This window comes from Myxococcus sp. AS-1-15, assembly GCF_020037055.1.
Taxonomy (GTDB): domain Bacteria; phylum Myxococcota; class Myxococcia; order Myxococcales; family Myxococcaceae; genus Myxococcus; species Myxococcus fulvus.
The window spans coordinates 586,193-606,137 of the sequence record NZ_JAIQDF010000004.1; the positions used below are offsets into that span (position 1 = coordinate 586,193).

The 19,945-nt window shown below is 69.8% G+C and carries 17 protein-coding genes; 9 read left to right on the top strand and 8 right to left on the bottom strand.

What is annotated here, in order from left to right:
- Positions 1-54 precede the first annotated feature (54 nt).
- Positions 55-1,092, top strand: coding sequence for a serine protease (locus K8625_RS15545; protein ID WP_223746543.1), 1,038 nt, complete (start codon positions 55-57; stop codon positions 1,090-1,092).
- Here K8625_RS15545 and K8625_RS15550 read toward each other — a convergent pair.
- Positions 1,085-1,681 (bottom strand): DUF2378 family protein, encoded by a 597-nt coding sequence (locus K8625_RS15550; RefSeq protein WP_223746542.1) that lies wholly within the window; start codon positions 1,679-1,681, stop codon positions 1,085-1,087. The genes K8625_RS15545 and K8625_RS15550 overlap by 8 nt on opposite strands.
- Before the next feature lie 227 nt (positions 1,682-1,908).
- On the opposite strand from K8625_RS15550, the gene K8625_RS15555 reads away from it, so the two are divergent.
- The 4 genes from K8625_RS15555 to mdoH all read left to right on the top strand — a co-directional run bounded on the left by K8625_RS15555 (position 1,909) and on the right by mdoH (position 8,580).
- Complete coding sequence (locus K8625_RS15555; RefSeq protein ID WP_223783131.1) at positions 1,909-4,125, top strand: PAS domain S-box protein; 2,217 nt, start codon at positions 1,909-1,911, stop codon at positions 4,123-4,125.
- A 360-nt stretch (positions 4,126-4,485) separates the two neighbouring features.
- Complete coding sequence (locus K8625_RS15560; protein WP_223783175.1) at positions 4,486-6,042, top strand: glucan biosynthesis protein; 1,557 nt, start codon at positions 4,486-4,488, stop codon at positions 6,040-6,042.
- Positions 6,039-6,533 (top strand): hypothetical protein, encoded by a 495-nt coding sequence (locus K8625_RS15565; protein ID WP_223783132.1) that lies wholly within the window; start codon positions 6,039-6,041, stop codon positions 6,531-6,533. The genes K8625_RS15560 and K8625_RS15565 overlap by 4 nt, the downstream gene beginning before the upstream one ends.
- 22 nt (positions 6,534-6,555) lie before the next feature.
- The gene (gene mdoH / locus K8625_RS15570; RefSeq protein ID WP_223783133.1) at positions 6,556-8,580 is read left to right on the top strand and encodes a glucans biosynthesis glucosyltransferase MdoH; all 2,025 of its coding nucleotides are present in this window, start codon (positions 6,556-6,558) and stop codon (positions 8,578-8,580) included.
- A gap of 52 nt (positions 8,581-8,632) precedes the next feature.
- Here the strand turns inward: mdoH and K8625_RS15575 are convergent, their stop codons facing one another.
- From K8625_RS15575 to K8625_RS15590, 4 genes are all read right to left on the bottom strand, one after another.
- Positions 8,633-8,917, bottom strand: a complete 285-nt coding sequence (locus K8625_RS15575) for a hypothetical protein (protein ID WP_223746538.1) — start codon at positions 8,915-8,917, stop codon at positions 8,633-8,635.
- A gap of 378 nt (positions 8,918-9,295) precedes the next feature.
- Positions 9,296-10,273, bottom strand: coding sequence for a spermidine synthase (locus K8625_RS15580; protein WP_223746537.1), 978 nt, complete (start codon positions 10,271-10,273; stop codon positions 9,296-9,298).
- A gap of 48 nt (positions 10,274-10,321) precedes the next feature.
- Positions 10,322-11,632 (bottom strand): M18 family aminopeptidase, encoded by a 1,311-nt coding sequence (locus K8625_RS15585; protein ID WP_223746536.1) that lies wholly within the window; start codon positions 11,630-11,632, stop codon positions 10,322-10,324.
- Positions 11,633-11,677: 45 nt separating this feature from the next.
- Complete coding sequence (locus K8625_RS15590; RefSeq protein WP_223783134.1) at positions 11,678-12,484, bottom strand: hypothetical protein; 807 nt, start codon at positions 12,482-12,484, stop codon at positions 11,678-11,680.
- 197 nt (positions 12,485-12,681) lie between these two features.
- On the opposite strand from K8625_RS15590, the gene K8625_RS15595 reads away from it, so the two are divergent.
- Positions 12,682-13,407 carry a hypothetical protein gene (locus K8625_RS15595; protein WP_223746535.1) on the top strand — a complete coding sequence of 242 codons (726 nt, stop codon included), beginning with the start codon at positions 12,682-12,684 and terminating at the stop codon, positions 13,405-13,407.
- A 299-nt stretch (positions 13,408-13,706) separates the two neighbouring features.
- A complete protein-coding gene (locus K8625_RS15600; RefSeq protein WP_223783135.1) occupies positions 13,707-15,455 on the top strand; it encodes a hypothetical protein in 1,749 nt (582 codons plus the stop codon).
- Positions 15,456-15,568: 113 nt separating this feature from the next.
- Here the strand turns inward: K8625_RS15600 and K8625_RS15605 are convergent, their stop codons facing one another.
- Complete coding sequence (locus K8625_RS15605; protein ID WP_223746533.1) at positions 15,569-16,510, bottom strand: acyl-CoA dehydrogenase family protein; 942 nt, start codon at positions 16,508-16,510, stop codon at positions 15,569-15,571.
- 326 nt (positions 16,511-16,836) lie between these two features.
- On the opposite strand from K8625_RS15605, the gene K8625_RS15610 reads away from it, so the two are divergent.
- Positions 16,837-18,315 carry a S1C family serine protease gene (locus tag K8625_RS15610; RefSeq protein ID WP_223746532.1) on the top strand — a complete coding sequence of 493 codons (1,479 nt, stop codon included), beginning with the start codon at positions 16,837-16,839 and terminating at the stop codon, positions 18,313-18,315.
- Between the two features lie 88 nt (positions 18,316-18,403).
- On the opposite strand, the gene K8625_RS15615 is transcribed toward K8625_RS15610, so the two are convergent.
- Positions 18,404-19,051, bottom strand: a complete 648-nt coding sequence (locus K8625_RS15615; RefSeq protein WP_223783136.1) for an SET domain-containing protein — start codon at positions 19,049-19,051, stop codon at positions 18,404-18,406.
- Between the two features lie 96 nt (positions 19,052-19,147).
- Between K8625_RS15615 and K8625_RS15620 the strand changes: the two genes are divergently transcribed.
- Entirely contained in the window at positions 19,148-19,522 is a 375-nt protein-coding gene (locus K8625_RS15620) for a DUF423 domain-containing protein (RefSeq protein ID WP_141326455.1), read from the top strand.
- 10 nt (positions 19,523-19,532) lie between these two features.
- On the opposite strand, the gene K8625_RS15625 is transcribed toward K8625_RS15620, so the two are convergent.
- The gene (locus K8625_RS15625) at positions 19,533-19,841 is read right to left on the bottom strand and encodes a hypothetical protein (protein ID WP_141326453.1); all 309 of its coding nucleotides are present in this window, start codon (positions 19,839-19,841) and stop codon (positions 19,533-19,535) included.
- Between the last annotated feature and the right edge of the window lie 104 nt (positions 19,842-19,945).

A 19,945-nucleotide genomic window follows, 5' to 3' on the forward strand; every position in this document is an offset into this window, starting at 1 on the left:
CGAGGGCGGCACCCGGCCCGGTGCCCATCCCAGCCTCGCGACGCAGGAGGCCTTATGGCCGAGGGAGTCGTCGACAAATCCCCCCCCCGTGACGCGCTGTTCTCCGCCTCGCCCTCCCTGGTGTTGCTGGAAGTCGATGGACGCCCCGCCTCGGGCTTCGTCGCCACCGGGCAGGGACACCTCGTCACCAGCCTCCACGCCGTCGCCGGCGCCCGCGAGATTCACGCGGTGATGGCGGACGGCACGCGCACGGAGGTGGTCCAGGTCGTCGCCATGGATGACCGCCGCGACCTGGCCGTGCTGCGACTGCCCGTCCCCGAGCTCGCCCCGCCGCTCGACCTGGCTCCCGTCTGCCTGCCCGGCGAGGGGGACACCGTCTATGTCCTGCGGGCCACCGCCAGCCCCGCACCGGAGGTCCGCTCGCAGGAGGTCCGGGCCGTCCAGGTGCTCGGCGACTGGCTCACCCTGCTGGAGCTCACCCGCACGCTCCCCGACGACTTCTCCGGCGGTCCGGTGCTCGACCTGCGAGGCGGCGTGGTGGGCGTGGCCACCGCGGCGCTCGCCAACGGCCGCTCGCTGGGCCTGGTCATCCCCACCCGCTACCTGCTGCCGCTCCTGCAGGGCGCCGGAAGCCTGCCCCTGTCCGCGCTGGAGACGCCGCGCCGCCGCGCCAGCCGCGTGCGCCAGGTGCCACGCCACCCGCTGAGCCTGCTGGAAGGCGCCAACACCGACGCGCTCGAGTCCATCGCCACCACGCTCGGCCACGCCATCAACGCCGGCGCGCCCGCGTACAACCGCGGCGACGTGGACGGCTGCTACCGGCTCTATGCGCGCACCGCCGAGAAGCTCATCGCCACGTGCGAGGCCTTCCCCGGCGCCCAGCGCGCCCTGCGCGACGGCCTGTCACGCTGCGCCGGCCTGCAGGACTCCGACGACCGCGCCTGGGCCCTGCGCGACGCCTTCGACGGGCTGCTGGACGTCATCGGCCGCTGGCTCCAGGTCCGGCCCACGTCGCCGCGCCCCTCGCCCAAGTCCAGCCCGGGCACCCCCAGCCTCGTGGTGGCGCCCGCGACCAAGCGCTACCTCAACTAGTCGCGCGCGGCTCCTCCCACCAGACCCGCAGCGCGTAGCCCGCCGGGGCGCGCTCCAGCACCTCCACCCGCGCCGTCACCCGGGTGCGCAGGAGCACGCCCTCCACCACGCCCGCCACGAAGTCCGGCAGCGGGTCCGCGTCCACCACCCGCACGCACCACTCGCGCTCGCGCACGGGCGCAAGCTCCATGCGCATGTCCTCGCGGCCCGCCTTCAGGTACGTGGGCAGCCGCGTCAGGCACCGCTCCGTGCCCAGCAGCGGCGCCGCCGTGGCGAAGATGCGCCCCACCAGCGTCTGCGCGAAGCCCTCCACGTAGGACAGCCCCAGGGCCCGGTTCGCCGCCTCCGGCGTCTGCCCCGCGCACACGAAGCGCCGCGCCACCCCTAGCGCGGCGCGCCACACGGTGAGCGGATAGGACTCCTGCAGGTCCTCTTCGTCGTAGCCGATGTCCTTGAGGGACTGGGCGAACGCCCCGGACGGCTTCAGCGCGTGCACGAACAGCCCCTCGAAGTTGCGCCGCGGCACGCAGACGGCCACCTGCGCCCTGCGCCCCACCGTCACCACGTCCTGTGAGCCCCGCCGTTCCATGACCACCCCCCCGTGCTTCGAATCCACCCGTCGTCCCGCAGTCTAACAGCCCGCCGGGCGCGAGGCTTTGGTTGCCCTGGAAAACTAGACCCTCGGCGCACTTTTACAACCGGAGGGCTCGTGCAACGATGGCCGTTTGCAATGCGAGGAGTCCCATGCGGGTCCTGATAGTCGCTCAGGGAGGGGCGGACCTGTCGCCACTGGAAACCCTGCTGGAAGAGCGGGGCATGACGGTGGTCCACGTCTCCAGGGACGTGGATGTGCCAGCGGCATGGCGCGCCGGCCCCTGCCCACTGGTGGTGCTGGATGCACGCGAGAGTGGCTCGCGCATGCCGCTCGTGCGGGCCCTGCGCAGCCTGCCCGGCGGCGCGTCCGCCGTGGTGCTGCTCGTGGGACGCCGCGGCGCGCTGCGGGCCCTGGAGCCGGCGCTGGAGGACGGCGCCGACGAGGTGCTGGCCTGGCCCCCGGACCTGGAGGAGCTGCGGGTGCGGCTGGACATGGCCGAGCGCAGGTACGCGCGGCGCGAGTCCCGGATGGGGGTGCCCTTCGGGGACGAGCTGCGCGACACCATGCTCGCCGTCAGCCCCGTGCCCACCTCCATCACCACGCTGGGCGAGGGCAAGGTCGTCGCCGCCAATGACGCGTACTTCCGCGCCTTCGGATACACGCGCGAGGAGATGCTGGGCAAGACGACGGTGGACCTGCACCTGTGGGAGCGCCCCATCGACCGCGCGCAGGTGATGGAGCGGCTGCGCCGGCACGGCTCGGTGCGCGGGGTGGACGCCCAGTACCACACGCGCACGGGCGAGGTGCGCCACACGCTGCTCTTCATGGGCTTGGTGCCCTACGCGGGCGAGCCGCACGTCATCTCGTTCTTCCCCGACATCACGCCGATAAAACAGGCGGAGGAGGAGGTGCGCCGCTCCGAGGTGAGCTTCCGCACCCTCATCCAGAGCCTGCCGGACCTGGTCGCCGTGTTCGACCGCAACGCGCGCGTGCGCTACGCCAACCTCAAGGTGGCGCGCGCGCTGGGCTACTCGGACGTGAAGGAGCTGGTCGGCAAGCACATCTCCGACATGATTCCCCCCGAGGACTTCGCCTCCGCGGACGCGCGCATGCACGAGGCCCTGCGCACCGGCCGCAACGCCCTGCAAGAAAGGCGCATGGTGCGCCGCGACGGCGGCATCCTCCACGTGGAGTCCACCACCTTCCCGCTGCACTTCGACGGCGAGGACTCCATCGTCTCCGTGGCGCATGATTTGACGGAGCGCCACCAGATGCAGGCCCGGCTGATGCTCGCCGAGCGCATGGCGTCGGTGGGCACGCTCGCCGCGGGCGTGGCGCACGAAATCAACAACCCGCTGGCGTACCTCACCGCCAACCTCGCCTTCGCGCGCGAGGAGCTCTCGCGCGTGCCCGCCCCCGGCGTGGACGCGTCGTTGTCGGAGGCGCTGTCGGACGCGCAGGCCGCGCTCTCCGAGGCCCAGCAGGGCGCCGAGCGCGTGCGCACCATCGTCCGCGACCTGAAGACCTTCAGCCGGGTGGACTCGGTGGAGGACTCCGTCGTGGACGTGCGCGCGGTGCTGGAGTCCACGCTGAACCTGGCCACCACGGAGATCCGCCACCGCGCGCGGCTGGTGAAGCTCTTCGAGGACGTGCCCCCCGTGCGCGCCAACGAGTCGCGGCTGGGCCAGGTGTTCCTCAACCTGCTGGTCAACGCCGCGCAGGCCATCCCCGAGGGCGCGCCGGACCGCCACGAGATTCGCGTGGGCGCGCGCCTGGGCGAGGGCGGCCGCGTGCTGGTGGAGGTGACGGACACGGGCGTGGGCATCGCCACCGAGCACCTGCCGCGCCTGTTCGACCCGTTCTTCACCACCAAGGCCCCAGGCGTGGGCACCGGCCTGGGCCTGTCCATCTGCCACAACCTGGTGACGGCGCTCGGCGGCGAGATCCAGGTCCGCAGCGCTCCCGGCCGGGGCTCCACCTTCCGCGTGCTGCTGCCCTCCGCGGAGCCCGTGCGCGTCGAGCCCGCCCCGCCCGCGCCGCGGCCCGAGCCCGCCGCGCCGGTGGAGAAGCGCGGCCGGCTGCTCGTCGTCGACGACGAGCCCCTGGTCTGCACCGCCCTGGGCCGCACCCTGCGCCCCCACCACGATGTCACCCTGGCGACACGCGCACAGGACGCGCTGGAGCGCATCGAGGCCGGCGAGTCCTACGACGTCGTCTTCTGCGACTTGATGATGCCCGGCATGAGCGGGATGGACTTCTACTCCACCCTCATGAAGCGCCATCCGGAGCAGGCCCGCCGCGTCATCTTCCTCACCGGCGGTGCGGTGACCCCCCAGGCCCGCGCCTTCCTCGAAACCGTCACCAGTCCCCACATCGAAAAGCCCTTCGCGGGACGCGAACTGCTGTCCTTGGTGCAGGAACGACTGGCCCGCGCCTGATCCGGGTCACTGTCCACCTGTGGAAGAATCGGACAGGCTCACTCGCCGGCTGTCCTTCAATTCCCCAGCGACTCTCCGGGCCTCCCCACCCGGTGTCCAAGAAGGCCATCACAAGCCCCCAGTTTCATTGAGCTCAAACGAATCCCTCCGAGGAAGACCTTGAGATTCCTGAAGAATTTCCAGCATCCAGGCCCTCTGACGCGGGCTGGTACGCGGGTTGCTCCAGGACTGACGCGCCGCACCGAGGAGGCCTCTCGGAGCGGCGGAACCGGGTGAGCTCCAAGCAGTCTGAGGCTCGCCCGCCCCCTCGGTCTCCTGGAGGCAGCAGGCGTGACGTCGGACAGCAACAGGCAGGGCGGGATGCGCGCGGTGTGCGTGCGGTGGCTGGGCGCGGCGATGGTGGCCACGGCGGGCACGGCGTGCGCGGCGACTCCAGCCTCCGCGGCCCAGACGCGCGGCGCCCAGACGTTCTCCGCGGACACGGTGGTGGAGCTGGCCCGGCAGAAGGCGGCGCGGCCGTACGAGGCGCCGGTGTCGACGTTGCCGGAGTCCTACAAGTCGCTCGACTACGACGCGTACCGGGACATCCGCTACCGCCCGGAGAAGGCGCGCTGGCGTGACGCGAAGCTGCCCTTCCAGGCGCAGTTCTTCCACCCGGGCCGCTCGTTCCAGTTCCCGGTGGTGATGCACGAGGTGGCCGAGGGCAAGGCCCGGCCGCTCGCCTTCTCCCCGGAGCTGTTCACCTACGGCCCGCTGGTGAAGCCCGGTCCGCTGAAGAAGGCGGATGGCTTCGCGGGCATGCGCCTGTCGCATCCGCTCAACCGCGAGGACGTGTTCGACGAGCTGGTGGTGTTCCAGGGCGCCAGCTACTTCCGCGCGCTCGGCCGGGGCAGCCTGTATGGCCTGTCCGCGCGCGGGCTCGCCATCGACACCGCGACGTCGCGCCCCGAGGAGTTCCCCGACTTCAGGGAGCTGTGGCTGGAGAAGCCCGCGCCCGGCGCGGACCGCGTGGTGGTGCACGCGCTGATGGACAGCCCCAGCGTCACGGGCGCCTACCGCTTCACCATCATCCCTGGGGCGAACACGGTGATGGAGGTGGAGGCCACCGTCTTCGCGCGCAAGGCCGTGGCGGAGCTGGGCGTGGCGCCGCTGACGAGCATGTACCTGTTCGGCGAGAACGACCGCGGCGACTACGACGACTTCCGCCCGGAGGTGCACGACTCGGACGGCCTCTTCGTCTGGACGCGCGCGGGCGAGCAGCTCTGGCGGCCCCTGCAGAACCCCGAGCGCATCAACGTCTCCAGCTTCCAGGTGGAGAGCCCGCGCGCCTTCGGCGTCCTGCAGCGCGACACCACGTTCGCCCACTATGAGGACCTGGAGGCGCACTACGAGCGCCGGCCCTCCGCGTGGGTGGAGCCCGTGGGCGACTGGGGTCCGGGCGTGGTGCGGCTGGTGGAGCTGCCGACGCCGGACGAGACGAACGACAACATCGTCGCCTTCTGGGTCCCGAGGAAGACGCTGGGCCCCGGGGACTCGCTGAAGGTCGCGTACAAGCTGCACTGGGGCGCGCACTCGCCCTGGCCGGTGACGGGCTCCACGGTGGTCGCCACGCGCGTGGACGCGGGCGACTCGTGGAAGGGCGCCCGGCTCAAGGACGCGCGCCCCATGCGCCGCTTCATCATCGACTTCGCGGCGCTGCCCGACTTCGCGGAGGACGACGTCCCGGTGGAGCTGGTCGTCAGCGCCTCCTCGGGCAAGGTCCTGCGCCCCATCGCCACGCGCCACACGCCCACCGGCGGCTGGCGCGCCACCTTCGAGCTGCACCCCACCACCCCCGTCCCCACCGAGCTGCGCGCGTTCCTCAAGCGCGGCCCGGAGACCCTCACCGAGACCTGGAGCTACCTGTGGATTCCGTGACGACACTGACCACCTGCCCTTCCGTCCCGACCACCGTGTGGGCCGGCCCGCGCGCTCGCGCGGCGCTCGACACCTTCTTCAAGGGCTTCGGCTTCACCGCCGAGGCGGACCTCTCCACGCTGGCCGCGTGGGTGCTGGATGGCTTCGGCGCGCACGGGGCCCAGCCCCAGGCGGCGGTGGCGCTGGCCCGCGCCCGGATGGAGACGTGGCTGTCGGGCGTGCTGGGACTGGAGCACTCGGGTCCGGGGCTGCTGTCGCGGGGCCGTGCGGCCTTCGTGCTGTGCGACGGCGCGAGCCGGGGCGCGCGGCTGCTCACCCGTCCCGCGGCGCCGGAGGACTTCGTCCGGGCGGTGCGCGCGGCGGTGCCGGTGCCGGCGCCCGCGCAGGTCAGCTCGGTGATGCCCGAGCAGCAACTGGTGCTCAACCCGTTCGGGGAGATGCTGCGCCGCTGGTGGCGTGGCGCCACGGCGGGCATGTCCACCTCGCCCTGAGGCGGGCCTGGGGAGCCTCGCGATGCAAGCCCACTCGTTTTCGCCCGAGAGCGCCGGCTACCGGCGCGCCGGAGTGCTGGGACTGGCGGCCGTCACCACCGTGGTGGGGACGTGCGAGATGCACCGCCTGCTGAGCGCTCAAGGGACGTCGGTGCCGGAAGTGGTGCTGGTGGGGCTCTTCGCGCTGTGCTTCGGCTGGATTGCCCTGTCGTTCTTCACGGCGGTGGCGGGCTTCCTCCAGCTGGCCCTCGCCTCGCGGATGCCCGGGCTGCGCTACCCCACGGCGGAGGAGGAGTCTCAGCCGCTGGGGTCGCGCACCTCGGTGGTGATGCCCATCCACAACGAGGACCCCGCGGCCGTCTTCGCCAACGTGCAGGCCACGTACGAGTCGGTGGCCGCGACGGGGCACCTGGACGCGTTCGACTTCTACGTGCTGAGCGACTCCACGCGCGCCGAGTCGTGGGTGGCCGAGGAGCTGGCGTGGTCGGACTTGTGCCGTCGGGTGGGCGGACAGGGCCGCATCTTCTACCGGCGGCGCACGGACAACACGGGCAAGAAGGCCGGCAACCTGGGTGACTTCTGTGAGCGGTGGGGACGCCGCTACGACTTCACGGTGGTGCTGGACGCCGACAGCCTGATGGATGGCCGCACGCTGGTGAAGATGGCGCGGCTGATGGAGCTCAACCCGCGCGCGGGCATCCTCCAGGCGCCGCCCTTGAACGTGGGCCGCACCACGCTGTTCGCCCGGCTGCAGCAGTTCGCCGGCCGGGTGTACGGCCCCGTGGTGGCGGCGGGCGCGGCGGCGTGGCAGCTGGGCGAGTCCAACTACTGGGGCCACAACGCCATCATCCGCACGGAGGCGTTCATCAACCACTGCGGGCTGCCGGTGCTCCCGGGCAAGCAGCCCTTCGGCGGCCACATCCTCAGCCACGACTTCGTCGAGGCGGCGCTGATGCGGCGCGCGGGCTACACGGTGTGGCTGGTGCCGGAATTGGGCGGCAGCTACGAGCAGCCCCCGCCGAACCTGCTGGCGTACGCGCAGCGGGACCGGCGCTGGTGCCAGGGAAACCTGCAGCACCTGAGCCTGGTGATGGCGGGGGGCTGGCATCCGCTCAGCCGGGGCCACTTCCTGATGGGCGTCATGTCGTACGCGGCCTCGCCCTTGTGGTTGTTGTTCCTGACCGCGGGCCTGGTGGCCGCGCTGCACGACCGCTTCCTCCTGGACGTGTCCACGCTGGAGTCCCCCGCGCTCGCGTTCGACGCGCCGGGCGCGCTGCGCCTGTTCGCGGTGTCGATGGGGATGCTGTTCGCGCCCAAGTTCCTGGGGCTGACGCTGGCGCTCTTCAAGAAGGGCGAGGCGGCGCGGATGGGCGGAAGGTGGAAGCTCATCCTCAGCGTGCTCGCGGAGAGCGTGCTCGCGTCGCTGCTGGCGCCGGTGATGATGCTGTTCCAGTCGCACTTCGTGTTCGGCACGCTGCTGGGCTACCGGGTGAACTGGTCCAGCCAGCAGCGCGAGGACGCGGACCTGCCCTGGTCCGAGGCGGCGCGGCGGCACGTGGCGCACATGGCGGTGGGCGTGGCGATGGTGGCGGTGGCGGCGCTGGTGTCCACGGCGCTGGTGGCGTGGCTGATGCCGGTGGTGGTGGGGCTCCTGCTCGCGGTGCCCCTCACGGTGCTGACGGCGCGCGCGTCGCTGGGGCTGTGGGCGGCGCGTCGGGGGCTGTTCCTGATGCCCGAGGAGACCGAGCCGCCCGAGGTGGTGGAGCGCGCGCAGGCCATCACCGAGGAGCACGGGGTGGAGCCGGTGCCGGACGCCATCGAGCGGGTGCTCACCGACGCGAAGACCCACGCGCTGCACGTGGCGCTGCTGGAGTCGCAGCCGGGGCTCGCGGAGACGACGACGCCCGCGGCACTGGAGTCCGCGCGGCGCAAGCTGCTGGGGGACAATGCAGAGCCCCTCTCCGCGCAGGAGAAGGTGGCGGCGCTGCTGGATGTCACCACGTTGAGCGAGGCCCGCGAGCAGCGGCTGACGCGCACGCTGTCGTGAGCCTGGAGCGGGCACCCGCGTCACGCGGATGCCCGGGCTCCTGGGAGCCGTGTCAATAACACTCGGCGCAGTTCGAGGTGATGACGCTGCCCAGGTACATGCCTCCGCCCGGCGTGTAGCAGTAGTAGCGCATCTGGTTGCCCCAGCGGCCACCACACTCGTCGAGCGACAGGCACTCCCAGACGGGATAGCCCGTGTCCCCGGGTGCGCAGCCGTCATAGAGGGCCTGCTGCTGGCTCTCCGCGGCCACGTCCGTCGGTGCCTCTGCTTCGACGCCACCGCAGCCCACCGTGAAGAGACTCATCATCAGCGCTGCCGACACTCCGTGGACTCGCATGGACCACTCCAGTTGTGAGGGGGTTGAGACGGCACTGCGACGAACGGCGGTGAGAGACTCAGCCAACTGGCTGAGCACTGTCCAGACGGCCAATTCGGACCCTGATGTGTCTTTCCCGACCCGCGACATCTCGCAGGGGCGAGCGACTGCAATGTTTCACTTCAGGCGGCTCGTCATCCGCGAGACACGACGTGTCCTCGCCCGCGGACCTCGGGCGCTCGATTGAACGCGACACCGTAGACGACTCGCTCCCGCTGACGGATGACCGCCGGCTCCGGCTCGCGACCGCGCACGGAGGGCCGCCAACCCGGTCTCGCGACACGAGGCCTGAGTCCGCACTCGCGGGCCTCGGGCCTATCGACGACCAGGCCTCGCCGTCTACTCGTCCGAGTCGCGCAGGATGCCCGCCGTCAGCGGCCACGGCAGGCCCTGCTCCGCGGTGCGACGGACCTCGCGGTCCTCGAGCCTGCGAGTCATCAGCCCGCGCAGGTTGAAGCGCGCCGCCCGCGCCAGCGGTCCCGCGCGAGCCTTCAGCGTGCCACGCGAGACCTTGCGTGAGGTGGTCAACCCCACGAACACACGGTTCGCCGTGGTGCGCGCATCGAAGGCATGCAACTGCTCGAAGCTCGCGCGCCACGTCTGGAGCATGGCGGGATAGAGCGGATTGGGGGAGCGGTGCACGTTGCTCACCACCGCGCCGTCGGGCGTCAAGCGCGAGCGCACGGCCCGGAGGAACTCCCACGTCGCCAGCGAGCGCGGCACGCCCCGGGGGCCAAAGGCATCCAGGAGGATGACGTCGTACGCGGGCCCGGGCGTCTCGATGAACCGCCGCCCGTCCTCCAGGTGCAGCCGCAGCTGGGCGTCCTCGCGCAGGCCGAAGTAGCGCCGGGCCACGTCGAGCACCTCCGCGTCACAGTCCACCGCGTCGATGTGGACCTGGGGCAGCGCGGCACGCAGGAACATCGGCAGCGAGCCCGCGCCCACGCCCACCATCAGGATGCGCCGGGGCTGCGCCACGAAGGCCACGCCGGCCACCATGCCTTGCGTGTACTCGAGCTCCAACTGCAGCGGGAAGCCCTGCCCCGTGACGCTCTGATAGGCGCTGTCCCAGCCGAACTGGAGGTAGCGCCGGCCCTCCGTGTCCTGGCTGACGATGCAGCGGTAGGCGCCGGGCTGGCCCACGTACAGCACGGTGCGCGGGACGTTGAGCCAGCGGAAGACGCGGGACAGGGTGCGCCGGGTGCGCGCGGCGCGGGCCCCCGGCGACGTCAGGCCGAGCGAGGCCCCGGAGCGCGAGAGGACCCGCGTCCAGGGCGCCTGTCTCCACCAGGGACCTCGTGCGCGTGGCCAGGTCACGGGCCCAGGTCTATCACCTCCGCGCGCAAGGCTGGCGGACATGGCCTGCTAGGCGAAGAACCTGCGCAGCACGGCCACCATCGCCGCCACGTCGCTGGCGCACGCCATCTCCCGGATGGAGTGCATGGACAGCATGGGATTGCCCACGTCCACCGTGCGGATGCCGAGCTGCCCGGCGGTGATGGGCCCAATCGTGCTGCCGCAGCCCAGGTCCGTGCGCGTCACGAAGTGCTGGGCCGTCACGCCCGCCTCGCGGCACAGCGCGGCGAAGTGCGCCCACGACTCGCCATCCGTCGCGTACGACTGATTCACGTTGGACTTGATGACCGGGCCCAGGCCCATCTGCGGCTGGTGCTTGGGCTCGTGCAGCGAGGCGTAGTTGGGGTGTACCGCGTGCGCCATGTCCGCGCTGACCAGGAAGGACTGGGCGATGGCGCGGTGGAACGCGTCGGGCTTGCCGTCCGAGTGCGCCAGGGTGAGGCGCTCCAGCAGCGTGCGCAGGAAGGGGGACGCGGCGCCCTGCGCGCTGCGGCTGCCCACCTCCTCGTGGTCGAACAGGATGACGCCGCTGGTGGCCTCGCGCGACGCCGGGCCCGTCAACAGCGCCGTCAGACTCGAGTGGCAGCTGGCGAGGTTGTCCAGGCGCGCGGCATGGAGGAACTCGTCGTGCGCGCCCGAGCGCGTGGACGGCTGCAAATCATAGAGACACAGGTCGTAGCCGAGGATGTCCGCGGGCTCGGCCTTCACCCCACCCTTCGCCAGCTCGTGCACGAGCAGCCCGCGCAGGTCCACCGCGCCGCCGCTCTCCAGCCCCAGCACCGGCACCATGTGCTCCTGGGCGTTGAGCTTCAGGCCGTCCGAGTTGACGGTGCGGTTGAGGTGGATGGCCAGGTTGGGCACGCGCAACAGCGGCCGGCGGAAGTCCACCAGGTGGCCCCTGGGCTTGCCGCCCTCCATCACCACGACGCGGCCGGCGAGCGACAGGTCGCGGTCCGTCCACGTGTGCAGGAGGACGCCGCCGTAGATTTCGACGCCGAGCTGCTGGTAGCCGTTCTTCGACACCTGCGCGTTCGGCTTGAGCCGCAGGTTGGGCGAGTCCGTGTGCGAGCCGACCAGCCGGAAGCCCGAGCGGTCCACCGGCGCCGTGCCCAGCTGGAAGGCGGCGATGCTGGTGTCGCCGCGGGTGACGTAGACGCGCTCGCCCGGCTTCAGCGTCCAGGACTCGCGCTCGTCCAGCGCGCGATAGCCGGCCTTCTCCAGGCGGCGGGCCGTCTCGCGCACCGCGTGGTACGGCGTCGGCGAGGCGTCGATGTACGCGAGCAAGTCATTGGCCAGGGCATCGGTATCGGTCGGGCTCATGTCGGCCCGAAGCTAACCCCTGGCGGGCGTCGCGCCACGTCCGAATCACGCCACCCGGACGGGGGAGCGGCCCCCGGGCTGTCCCGGGGGAACCACCACGGAGGCTGGCCGGGCCTTGGGCGCCGCGTCCAGGAACGTGCCCAGCAGCACCCAGCGCCGCGCCTCCCCTTCCGCGCCGCGCCGCGCCACCACCGGCGTCGTGTAGTGCCAGAAGGGCAGCCGGTACACGGTCATCCCTCCCACGGTGCTCACCTTCGCCATCTCCGACAGGTGATGGTCCTTCTCGTAGACCAGGTACTGGTGCTCCACCCCGGGCATGGTGAGGCTCAGGTGCATGTCCACGTAGCCGTCGCGGGCCTCGGCCTCCTCGGGGTGGTGGTCATTGTGCGGCCCGGAGTAGTCCCCGGGGCCGTAGCACAGCACCTGGATGCCCCAGTTGCGGCGCAGCACGCGGCCACTGACGGCGGCGGCGAAGCCCGCGAACGTGTCCGAGCGCAGCATCCCCGTCAGCCCCACCGCCTCCGCCGCCTTCCAGGAGCGCGAGCGCCGGTTCTCCAGGAGCGCGGTGCGCACCCGCACCGTCTTGGGCAGCAGCTCCATGTAGTTCATCGTCATCCCGGAGATGGAGTCCACGGGGATGGGGTCCTCCATGGGCACCACCAGGTCGCGCAGCGCCGCGTCGAGCGCGTCGCGGCACGCCGTCGCCTTGGCCACGTCCACCACGCCCTGCAGCGCGACGAAGCGCCGCGCGGGGTCCAGCAGCGCGCCCGCCACCGCCTTGTCCTTGCCCTCCAGGATGCGGCGGCCCTTGGGGGTGAGCAGGTCTGCGAACTGGCTGGGGAATCGCTTCATGCCGCCCCGAATACGGCTTCACGCGCCGGTTGTCGTGCGGAATGCGCGAGCCGACGTGCCCGGTGTTCCAGAAGACCCACGACGTCTCGACTCAGCGCGTCACACATGGCGTCCGGGTGAAGTGACGCTGGGCGGAAACCTTTACCGGACGACTGCGATAACCTCCCAATCGTCGAACTCCGGAGACTCCCCCAGGCATGGACCCCATCCGCAGCCGTCCCCGCGTCGTCACCTCGAACCCCTCCACGTCGCTCCAGCCGCAGGCGGAGGCGCGTCCGACGGCCGCTCCCGCGCGGGCCAACGCGGTGGGGCACACGCAGCTGAGCTCCTTCGAGACGAAGCTGGTGGCGCCGGCGCAGGCCCAGGCCGCGCAGCCCACGCCGGGCGCGTGGCGTGGCGGGCCGGACACCGAGGTGGGCAAGGCCGTGAAGGCCATCTGGGACCGGATGCAGACCATGCCGGGCGCGGACGTCACCATCAAGGGTGACACGCCCGCGTCGCTGCTCGGCCGCGCCATCCTGGACGGCAAGAAGGTCACGAACGAGCAGATCATCGCGATGTCGAAGGTGACGCTGGAGCAGCTCGCGACGGATCCGAAGGACCGCGAGAAGGTGCTCAAGAAGGTGCCGAACGCGCGCGAGCTGCCGGTGCACAAGTTCACGGTGGCGATGCTGTCGGCGGCCACGGGGATTGATCCGCAGAAGCTGTCCGAGGCCTGCCCGGACCTGGGCCTGACGGGCGCTCCGGGCACCCCGCTGCTGTTCGCGGCGGACGGCGCGGGCCTGCAGCGCTCCACGGCGCTGCACGACTTCACGGACTACCTGCGCGGTGCGGGCATCAAGGGCCTGAACAAGGCCGTCTGGGGCGTCGAGGGCCGCATCCTCTCCGCCATCGTCTCCGCGGTGGGCGGCGGGCGGTACTGAAGCACCGGCCACGCGCCGATCCTGGCACCTGGGCCGTGTTCCTCGAGGGGAACACGGCCCTTCGTGTTTCCAGGGGTCCAGGTGTCCCGCTGATCACCGCGTGCTGATGACTGGAGCCAGTCCCCTGATGTCTGCAGTCATCGGCTGGGGGGCCGAGTGGGAGGCATCGGCTCAGTGAAGTCGCGGGGTTGCGAGGCCGGAAGGGCTGGCATCCGCGCTGCAATGAGGGAGAGCACGGGCGAGACGACGAACTCCTCGCCGCAGCGGTCCCCCATCGCTGTCCTGAAACAGGTGCTCTCATGGTCAAGCTCAAGGTCCCGTCGTTCTCCTCCCCGAAGCTGAACAAGAACCCGGCCGACTCGATCAGCCCGCCGAAGAAGACGCCCACCCCGGCCCCCGCGCCGCAGGACACGAAGTTCCGCAACCCCACGAACTCGCCCGGAGCGTCGGACCCGAAGTTCCGCAACCCCACGAACTCGCCCGGGGCGTCGGACCCGAAGTTCCGCAACCCCACCAACTCGCCCGGACAGTCGCAGCGGCCGACGGACGGGTTCGAGGGCAAGAACCCCTTGGGCGGCCGGGGCACCCGGGCGATGGATGCGCTGTCGAACATCTCGGGGGTCGCCGCGCCCGCGATGGAGACGCTCGCGAACGTGTCGGGGGCGGCCCTGCCGGCGATGCAGGCGCTCTCGCCCATGATGGCCGGCGGGATTCCCGGGGCGGCGCAACTGTCGCCCATGATGGCCGGCGGACTGCCCGGGGCGGCGCAGCTCTCCCCGATGATGGCCGGCGGACTGCCCGCGATGGACACCCTGGCGCCGATGCAGCAGGGCCTGCCCGCGATGGACGGCTTCTCGCCGATGCAGCAGGGCCTGCCCGCGATGGGCGGCTTCTCGCCGATGCAGCAGGGGCTGCCGGCGATGGACACCCTGGCGCCGACGCAGCAGGGCCTGCCCGCGATGGGCGGCTTCTCGCCGATGCAGCAGGGGCTGCCGGCGATGGACACCCTGGCGCCCATGAACGCGCCGATGCAGAGGGGGATGCCCTCGCTGGACGCGCTCCCGCCGGAGCTTGGGCTCCCGATGGCGCCGCCGATGATGACGCCGAACATGCTGGAGGGCCTGCGGGTGCCGTCGCTGCCGGGGCCGGCCGAGTTCGGGCCTCGCGGGATGCCCCCGGAGGCCCAGAACCTCTCTCCGACGCTCCCCCACGAGACCGCCAACCCCGCGCCGCGCGGGCTGCCCCCGCAGCTGCGGGACATGATTCCGGCCCGTGAGACCACGCCGCGCGTCACGCAGCAGGCCGAGCCGGAGTCCTCGGGCATCCCGAGCGCCAATGACAAGCGTCCGGCCGGGGACAAGCGCTCGGCGGCGCAGATCGTCGACGACTCGCCGGCGCTGAAGAACCTGGGCCGTCAGAAGGACATCAAGTTCGACCTGCTCTGCAAGCAGACGGGCATCGACCCGAAGCTGGACCTGAAGGACGCGAAGCAGAACCCGGACGCGGTGTTCCGCCTGGCCAAGGTGCTGGAGTTCATCGACAGCGCGAAGGCGGCCAACGGTGGGGACCGGGACAACAAGGTGAAGAACGGTAAGGGCGACGGCAACATCGAGGGCATCACCAAGGACGGTGATGCGCGCCACGGCACCGAGGCCGGCATGGTGAAGGACTTCGCGGAGAAGGGCTACTCGTTCCTGGGCGAGCAGAAGCTGCCGGAGACGAAGGACACGCACGTCAAGGCGGACGGCAGCAACAAGGACAACTTCCAGTGGGCCGCGGGTGAGGCGGGCAAGCACCTGTGGTTCCTGCCGGGAGTGAGCAACGTGCTGACGGGCATCGGCAACTCGGAGGGTGGCGTGAAGGGCGTGTTCGAGGGCGCGGCCAAGGGCTATGTCAACACGCTGAAGGGCGCGGCCGAGGGTGTGCTCGGCGCCGTCACCACGGGCCGCATCAACCCGGCCTCGCTCATCCTGGGTGGCGCGGCGGGCGCGCTGGCCAACACGGAGGCCGCGCCGCAGCCGGTGAAGGACATCGCCAGCATGCTGTGAGCTTGAAGTGAGTCGTGACGCGAGCGGGGGATCTGCTCGGTAGAGGGGCCCTCGGAGCAACCTTGCGGCGGCAGGGAAGCTCCGAGGGTCTTTCTATTTCAAGCGCCGGGGCGTCAGGCGTCGGGTGTCGGCGCACCACCGGCGAGCTTCACGCGAGCGGCCTCCAGGCGCTTGGCGCGGACCTTCCCCGCGACGCCGAGCAGACGCCGGTCACGCTCCCATCGCTCACGGGTGGGAGCATCGACCTGGGCCCACAAGGGCTCGATGGAGGTCAGCGCCCGATTCACCAGCGCCAGTCCACCGCCGAGCGCCACATGCGTCGAGGCCGCCGTCGGATCCGCCTGAGCGAGGCCCCGCATCATCAACGAGAGAGAGAGCAACTCCTCGCGCACGACCTCCGGCCAGCCACAGCGCCGCGCCAGTTGGATGAGCCAGCCGAGGAGCGCGAGTTGGACGTGACAGTCCTCCACGGTGCGGAACGGCTTCAGATAGCGCGTGTAGCCATCGCCCGGGAGCACCTCGCCGTCGGCCACCGCGACGCCTTCGAGCCGCAGCTCGGCGTGTGGCACCTCGGGCACGAAGGGGAGCTCGGGCAGCTCGCTGACGACGATGCCCGCGCGCTTCGCGTCGACCGTCACCATGCGAAGCCGGTTGCGCCCCTGCGCATCCTGTCCTTCCGTCGCGACGACGAGCAGCACCTCCGCGCGCGTGCCCAGCGTGACGAAAGCCTTCTCACCCGTGAGGGAGAAGCCGGACGCGGTGGACTCGAGGCGCGTCTGGATGGCGTTGGGATGGCCGCCCATGGGCTCGGTGGCGCAGAGCGCGACGGGCTTGTCCGCGGGGAGCGAGGGGAACAGGAAGCGGTGCGCGGCGTGGTACCCGGAGGCAAACGCATAGCCGAGCCGGTCCGCGCGAAACCCACCCGCGAGCGCCAGGTCCGCGGGCTCGGGAAAGCGGGACACCAGTTCCACATGCCGTCGCCACCAAGACTCGATGGAATCGAGCACGACAGGCTCGGGCGACTCAGTGAGCAGGAAGTTCAGGATGGCATTCACGGGGGCATCGTACGTCACTCTCGACTCGTGCCCCAGTCAAGTCGGCCCCAGGGGCCGTAGGCTAAAGTAGCACCGCCTCTAGAGAGGTGAGACACCTGCCGCCCTTCCCACAAACTATGAATATCTGCAGGAGCCTTGGCGCCATCTTCAAGCTCAAGCACAGCCATCCGTCCAAACCAGACTGAATGAGCGTGGGGAAGTCGTGTCACTTGGACCTGAGTCGACTTTGTCCCAGGCTGTCACTCTTGGCGCGCACAGGGACCGGCATCTTGAAGAAATCCACCAAACCTGCAACCATTCAGCAACCATTGTACCGAGGGGTGGACATGGTCTCCATACTCGTGTTGCTCGTGTGTACCAGCATGTCGACTCCACCAACGGAGGAGGCGGCCACACCACCTCCGACAGAAACAACTCCTGCTGGAGCACCGAGCACAAGCCTTCCTCAAACCATCAAGCTCGTTGCTCCTGGCGTCGTCACCATCAAGACCTATGACAGTCAAGGCGCTCCTCTCGGTTTGGGAAGCGGATTTCTTGTCGAGGGTGGCAGAGTCGTTACCAATGCACATGTAGTCGAGAACGCTGCGCGCGCCGAAGTCTACGACTCGGAAGAACAGCTCTTGGGCGTCACGGACTATGCCGAGAGCCTCAGCGCGCACGTCGACCTGGCGGTACTTCCAGCAATGCCCAGCCCTCCGAAAACACTGCATCTCGCGACAAGCGAGCCACTTGTTGGGGAGAACATCTTCGTCATAGGAGCCCCGCAGGGTCTCTCCAACACCGTTTCAACAGGCATCGTCAGCGCCCTTCGCGGAAACGAAGGAAAACGCTGGATTCAAATTACGGCGCCAATCTCACAAGGCTCTAGTGGAGGCCCCGTTCTCAACCACTCGGGAGAGGTCGTTGGTGTCAGCGTCGCAGTGCTCCGTGATGGGCAGAACTTGAACTTTGCGGTCCCAATCCGAGACGTGAAAGCTTTGATTGGAAGCCCACCTGGTCGCATTACCTTTACAGTACCCCGGCCACAAAGCCAGCCCCAGGACACCGCTCTCGCATCAAGTGAACCAGAGCCCCCACCCAAACCTGACTTCAATAGGGCCCTTCTCGCATATCCCCGTATCTCCCCCAATCAACCCCTCTACGGCGAGATCAATGACGACGACCCCCCGCTCCCTTCGGGAGGACGGACTGATATATTCTCTGCGGAAGGCAAGAAGGGAGACGTCTACACTGTCGTCGCAGTTAGCGAATCATTCAGCCCATCCATTGCAGTGGTCATTGCGAACAGTAATGGTGTGCCCGAAAGCATCGGCACCATGGACGGCTCCGGTGCGCACCTCTCCCGACTCGTCATCCGGCTTAGAAGTTCAGGTCTATTCGGACTTCTCATATCCACAGTCACATCCGACGTAACCGGCAGCTATAAAATTGGCCTCTTCAAGGGAGAACTCGGCCTCCTTGACGCTTCCAAGCGTATATCCAGCAATCGCTGGCTGCTTCTAACAAAGGAATCAAAGTACTCCATCTATCTCGACAAAACCTCGTTCCGCAAAGTCACACAGACCCACCGCAAGGCATGGGTGTGGTGGGAGTACCGTGGTTGGGAAAGCCATAACCTAGGCCGCTACAACAACTACAAGTCGCAACAAGAATACGACTGTACCGAGCGGGCAACTCATCATCTCAGCGATGCCTACTATGAAGACGGCAAACTGGTCGACTCGGATGGAGCATCAAGTCGCTGGTTGCCCTGGACACCGGGAAGCATCGGGGAATTGATCGGAGAGACTGCTTGTGGGCTGTAGCCGCTGGGTCCCCGACACCCCTCAGTCAGACAGTCTCACGCTAGAAAGCGAAGCCCGGCGCCCACCGCCGGGCCTCTAAACCAACGCATCACCCCGCCAAGCGCTTGCGACCACCCGCGGACTTCTTGCCCTTCGTCGACTTCGCTGGCTTCGACGTCTTGCCCTTCACGGGCTTCTTCGCCGAGCGCGACTTGGACGCGGACTTCGTCCCCTTCTTCGCACCAGACTTCTTCTTCACGGCCTTCTTCTGCGCGGGAGCGGGCTTCACCGGGGCGAGGATGGTCCCCCGGCACTTGGGCGAGCCACAGCGGCACACGTACAGCGCCTCGGACTCCGCATCCATCTCCGGGGTGCGCTCGTAGGCGTAGTCGTAGACCAGCTCCTCCCCGACGGCGATGTCGCGCAGGGCGAAGATGTAGATGCGCTTCTTGTCGATGAGCGCCTCGCAGTTCGGATCACACGAGTGGTTGATGTAGCGCGACTCGTTGTGGAGCGTGCCGGCGTCGAGCACCGTCTTGCTGTCCAGGTTGAACAGGAAGGTGTGGTGGCGGCCCATCGCCTCGTCGTCGTAGCGGCGGTCGGCCTCCGCCTGGTTGATGCGCTCACCGACGTACTCGATGAGGCGCTCATCCTTGCGGATGCGGCGCGTGGCGAAGGCGCCCGTGCCCTGGATGGACGACGGACGCAGCTCGAAGGGGAGAGGCTTGGAGGAAGGAACGAAATTGGGGGATGTCATGCGGAGTATGAGCGGCCCGGAGTTCACGTCGGCCGGGACGCTCCATCAACTGCCGGTGTAGCGTGCACCAGTCGGACTCTCGATGAAAGGCGCACGATGATGCGGTGGTGGCTCGTCCTGGGTGCTGTGAACGCGTTCCTGTCCGTGGCGGCGGGAGCTTTCGGGGCCCATGGCCTCAAGTCCCGGCTCTCCCCGGACCTGCTCGTCATCTTCGAGACCGGCGCGCGCTACCACATGTACCATGCGCTCGGCCTCGTCGCCGTCGGCCTGCTGGGCACCCTGCGCCCCGCGCCCCTGCTCAATGGTGCGGGCTGGGCCATGCTCGTGGGCATCCTCCTGTTCTCCGGAAGCCTCTACGCGCTCGCGCTCTCCGGCGTGCGCGCCCTGGGCGCCATCACCCCCCTGGGCGGCCTGGGCTTCCTCGCCGGCTGGGCCCTGCTCGCCGTCGCCGCCTGGCGATCCACGCCCTGAGCCGCCCGAGTCATTCGCGAACCAGCGGCGGCATCGGGTACATCAGGTCCAGCTCCCGGTTGTTCCGGATGCCGCACGCCTCGCGCTGCACCATGAGGTTCCACCGCTGGACCTCCGCCTCCTTGCGGACCTCCCGGTAGCGCGCATGGCGCGCCGCACGCGCCGTCCCCTGGGAACTCAGCAGCTCCCGCTCCGCGAGGGCCAGCGCCGCGAGCGCCTTCTCCAGCTTCTCGCCGGTGCGCCTGAGCGCGGACGCCTTCTCCTTCTGGAACTCGACCTCGACCGGCAACAACGCGTTGACGTTCTCGTTTCGGGCCATGCCCTCCCTCTAACCATCCGCGCGCCCACCGGCAGCGCCGTCGATGAGCCCCGCTGAAGCGGCCTCTCAGCCCCGCTTGTCCCCACACCACCCGGGCGGCGAAG

What these genes read in the sequence shown, in the direction of transcription:
- K8625_RS15620 (WP_141326455.1), top strand. Translation starts at nt 19,148, where the DNA reads ATGATGCGGTGGTGGCTCGTCCTGGGTGCTGTGAACGCGTTCCTGTCC.
- K8625_RS15545 (WP_223746543.1), top strand. Translation starts at nt 55, where the DNA reads ATGGCCGAGGGAGTCGTCGACAAATCCCCCCCCCGTGACGCGCTGTTC.
- K8625_RS15595 (WP_223746535.1), top strand. Translation starts at nt 12,682, where the DNA reads ATGGACCCCATCCGCAGCCGTCCCCGCGTCGTCACCTCGAACCCCTCC.
- K8625_RS15550 (WP_223746542.1), bottom strand. Translation starts at nt 1,681, where the DNA reads ATGGAACGGCGGGGCTCACAGGACGTGGTGACGGTGGGGCGCAGGGCG.
- K8625_RS15615 (WP_223783136.1), bottom strand. Translation starts at nt 19,051, where the DNA reads ATGACATCCCCCAATTTCGTTCCTTCCTCCAAGCCTCTCCCCTTCGAG.
- K8625_RS15585 (WP_223746536.1), bottom strand. Translation starts at nt 11,632, where the DNA reads ATGAGCCCGACCGATACCGATGCCCTGGCCAATGACTTGCTCGCGTAC.
- K8625_RS15600 (WP_223783135.1), top strand. Translation starts at nt 13,707, where the DNA reads ATGGTCAAGCTCAAGGTCCCGTCGTTCTCCTCCCCGAAGCTGAACAAG.
- mdoH (WP_223783133.1), top strand. Translation starts at nt 6,556, where the DNA reads ATGCAAGCCCACTCGTTTTCGCCCGAGAGCGCCGGCTACCGGCGCGCC.
- K8625_RS15560 (WP_223783175.1), top strand. Translation starts at nt 4,486, where the DNA reads ATGCGCGCGGTGTGCGTGCGGTGGCTGGGCGCGGCGATGGTGGCCACG.
- K8625_RS15625 (WP_141326453.1), bottom strand. Translation starts at nt 19,841, where the DNA reads ATGGCCCGAAACGAGAACGTCAACGCGTTGTTGCCGGTCGAGGTCGAG.
- K8625_RS15575 (WP_223746538.1), bottom strand. Translation starts at nt 8,917, where the DNA reads ATGCGAGTCCACGGAGTGTCGGCAGCGCTGATGATGAGTCTCTTCACG.
- K8625_RS15610 (WP_223746532.1), top strand. Translation starts at nt 16,837, where the DNA reads ATGGTCTCCATACTCGTGTTGCTCGTGTGTACCAGCATGTCGACTCCA.
- K8625_RS15555 (WP_223783131.1), top strand. Translation starts at nt 1,909, where the DNA reads ATGACGGTGGTCCACGTCTCCAGGGACGTGGATGTGCCAGCGGCATGG.
- K8625_RS15590 (WP_223783134.1), bottom strand. Translation starts at nt 12,484, where the DNA reads ATGAAGCGATTCCCCAGCCAGTTCGCAGACCTGCTCACCCCCAAGGGC.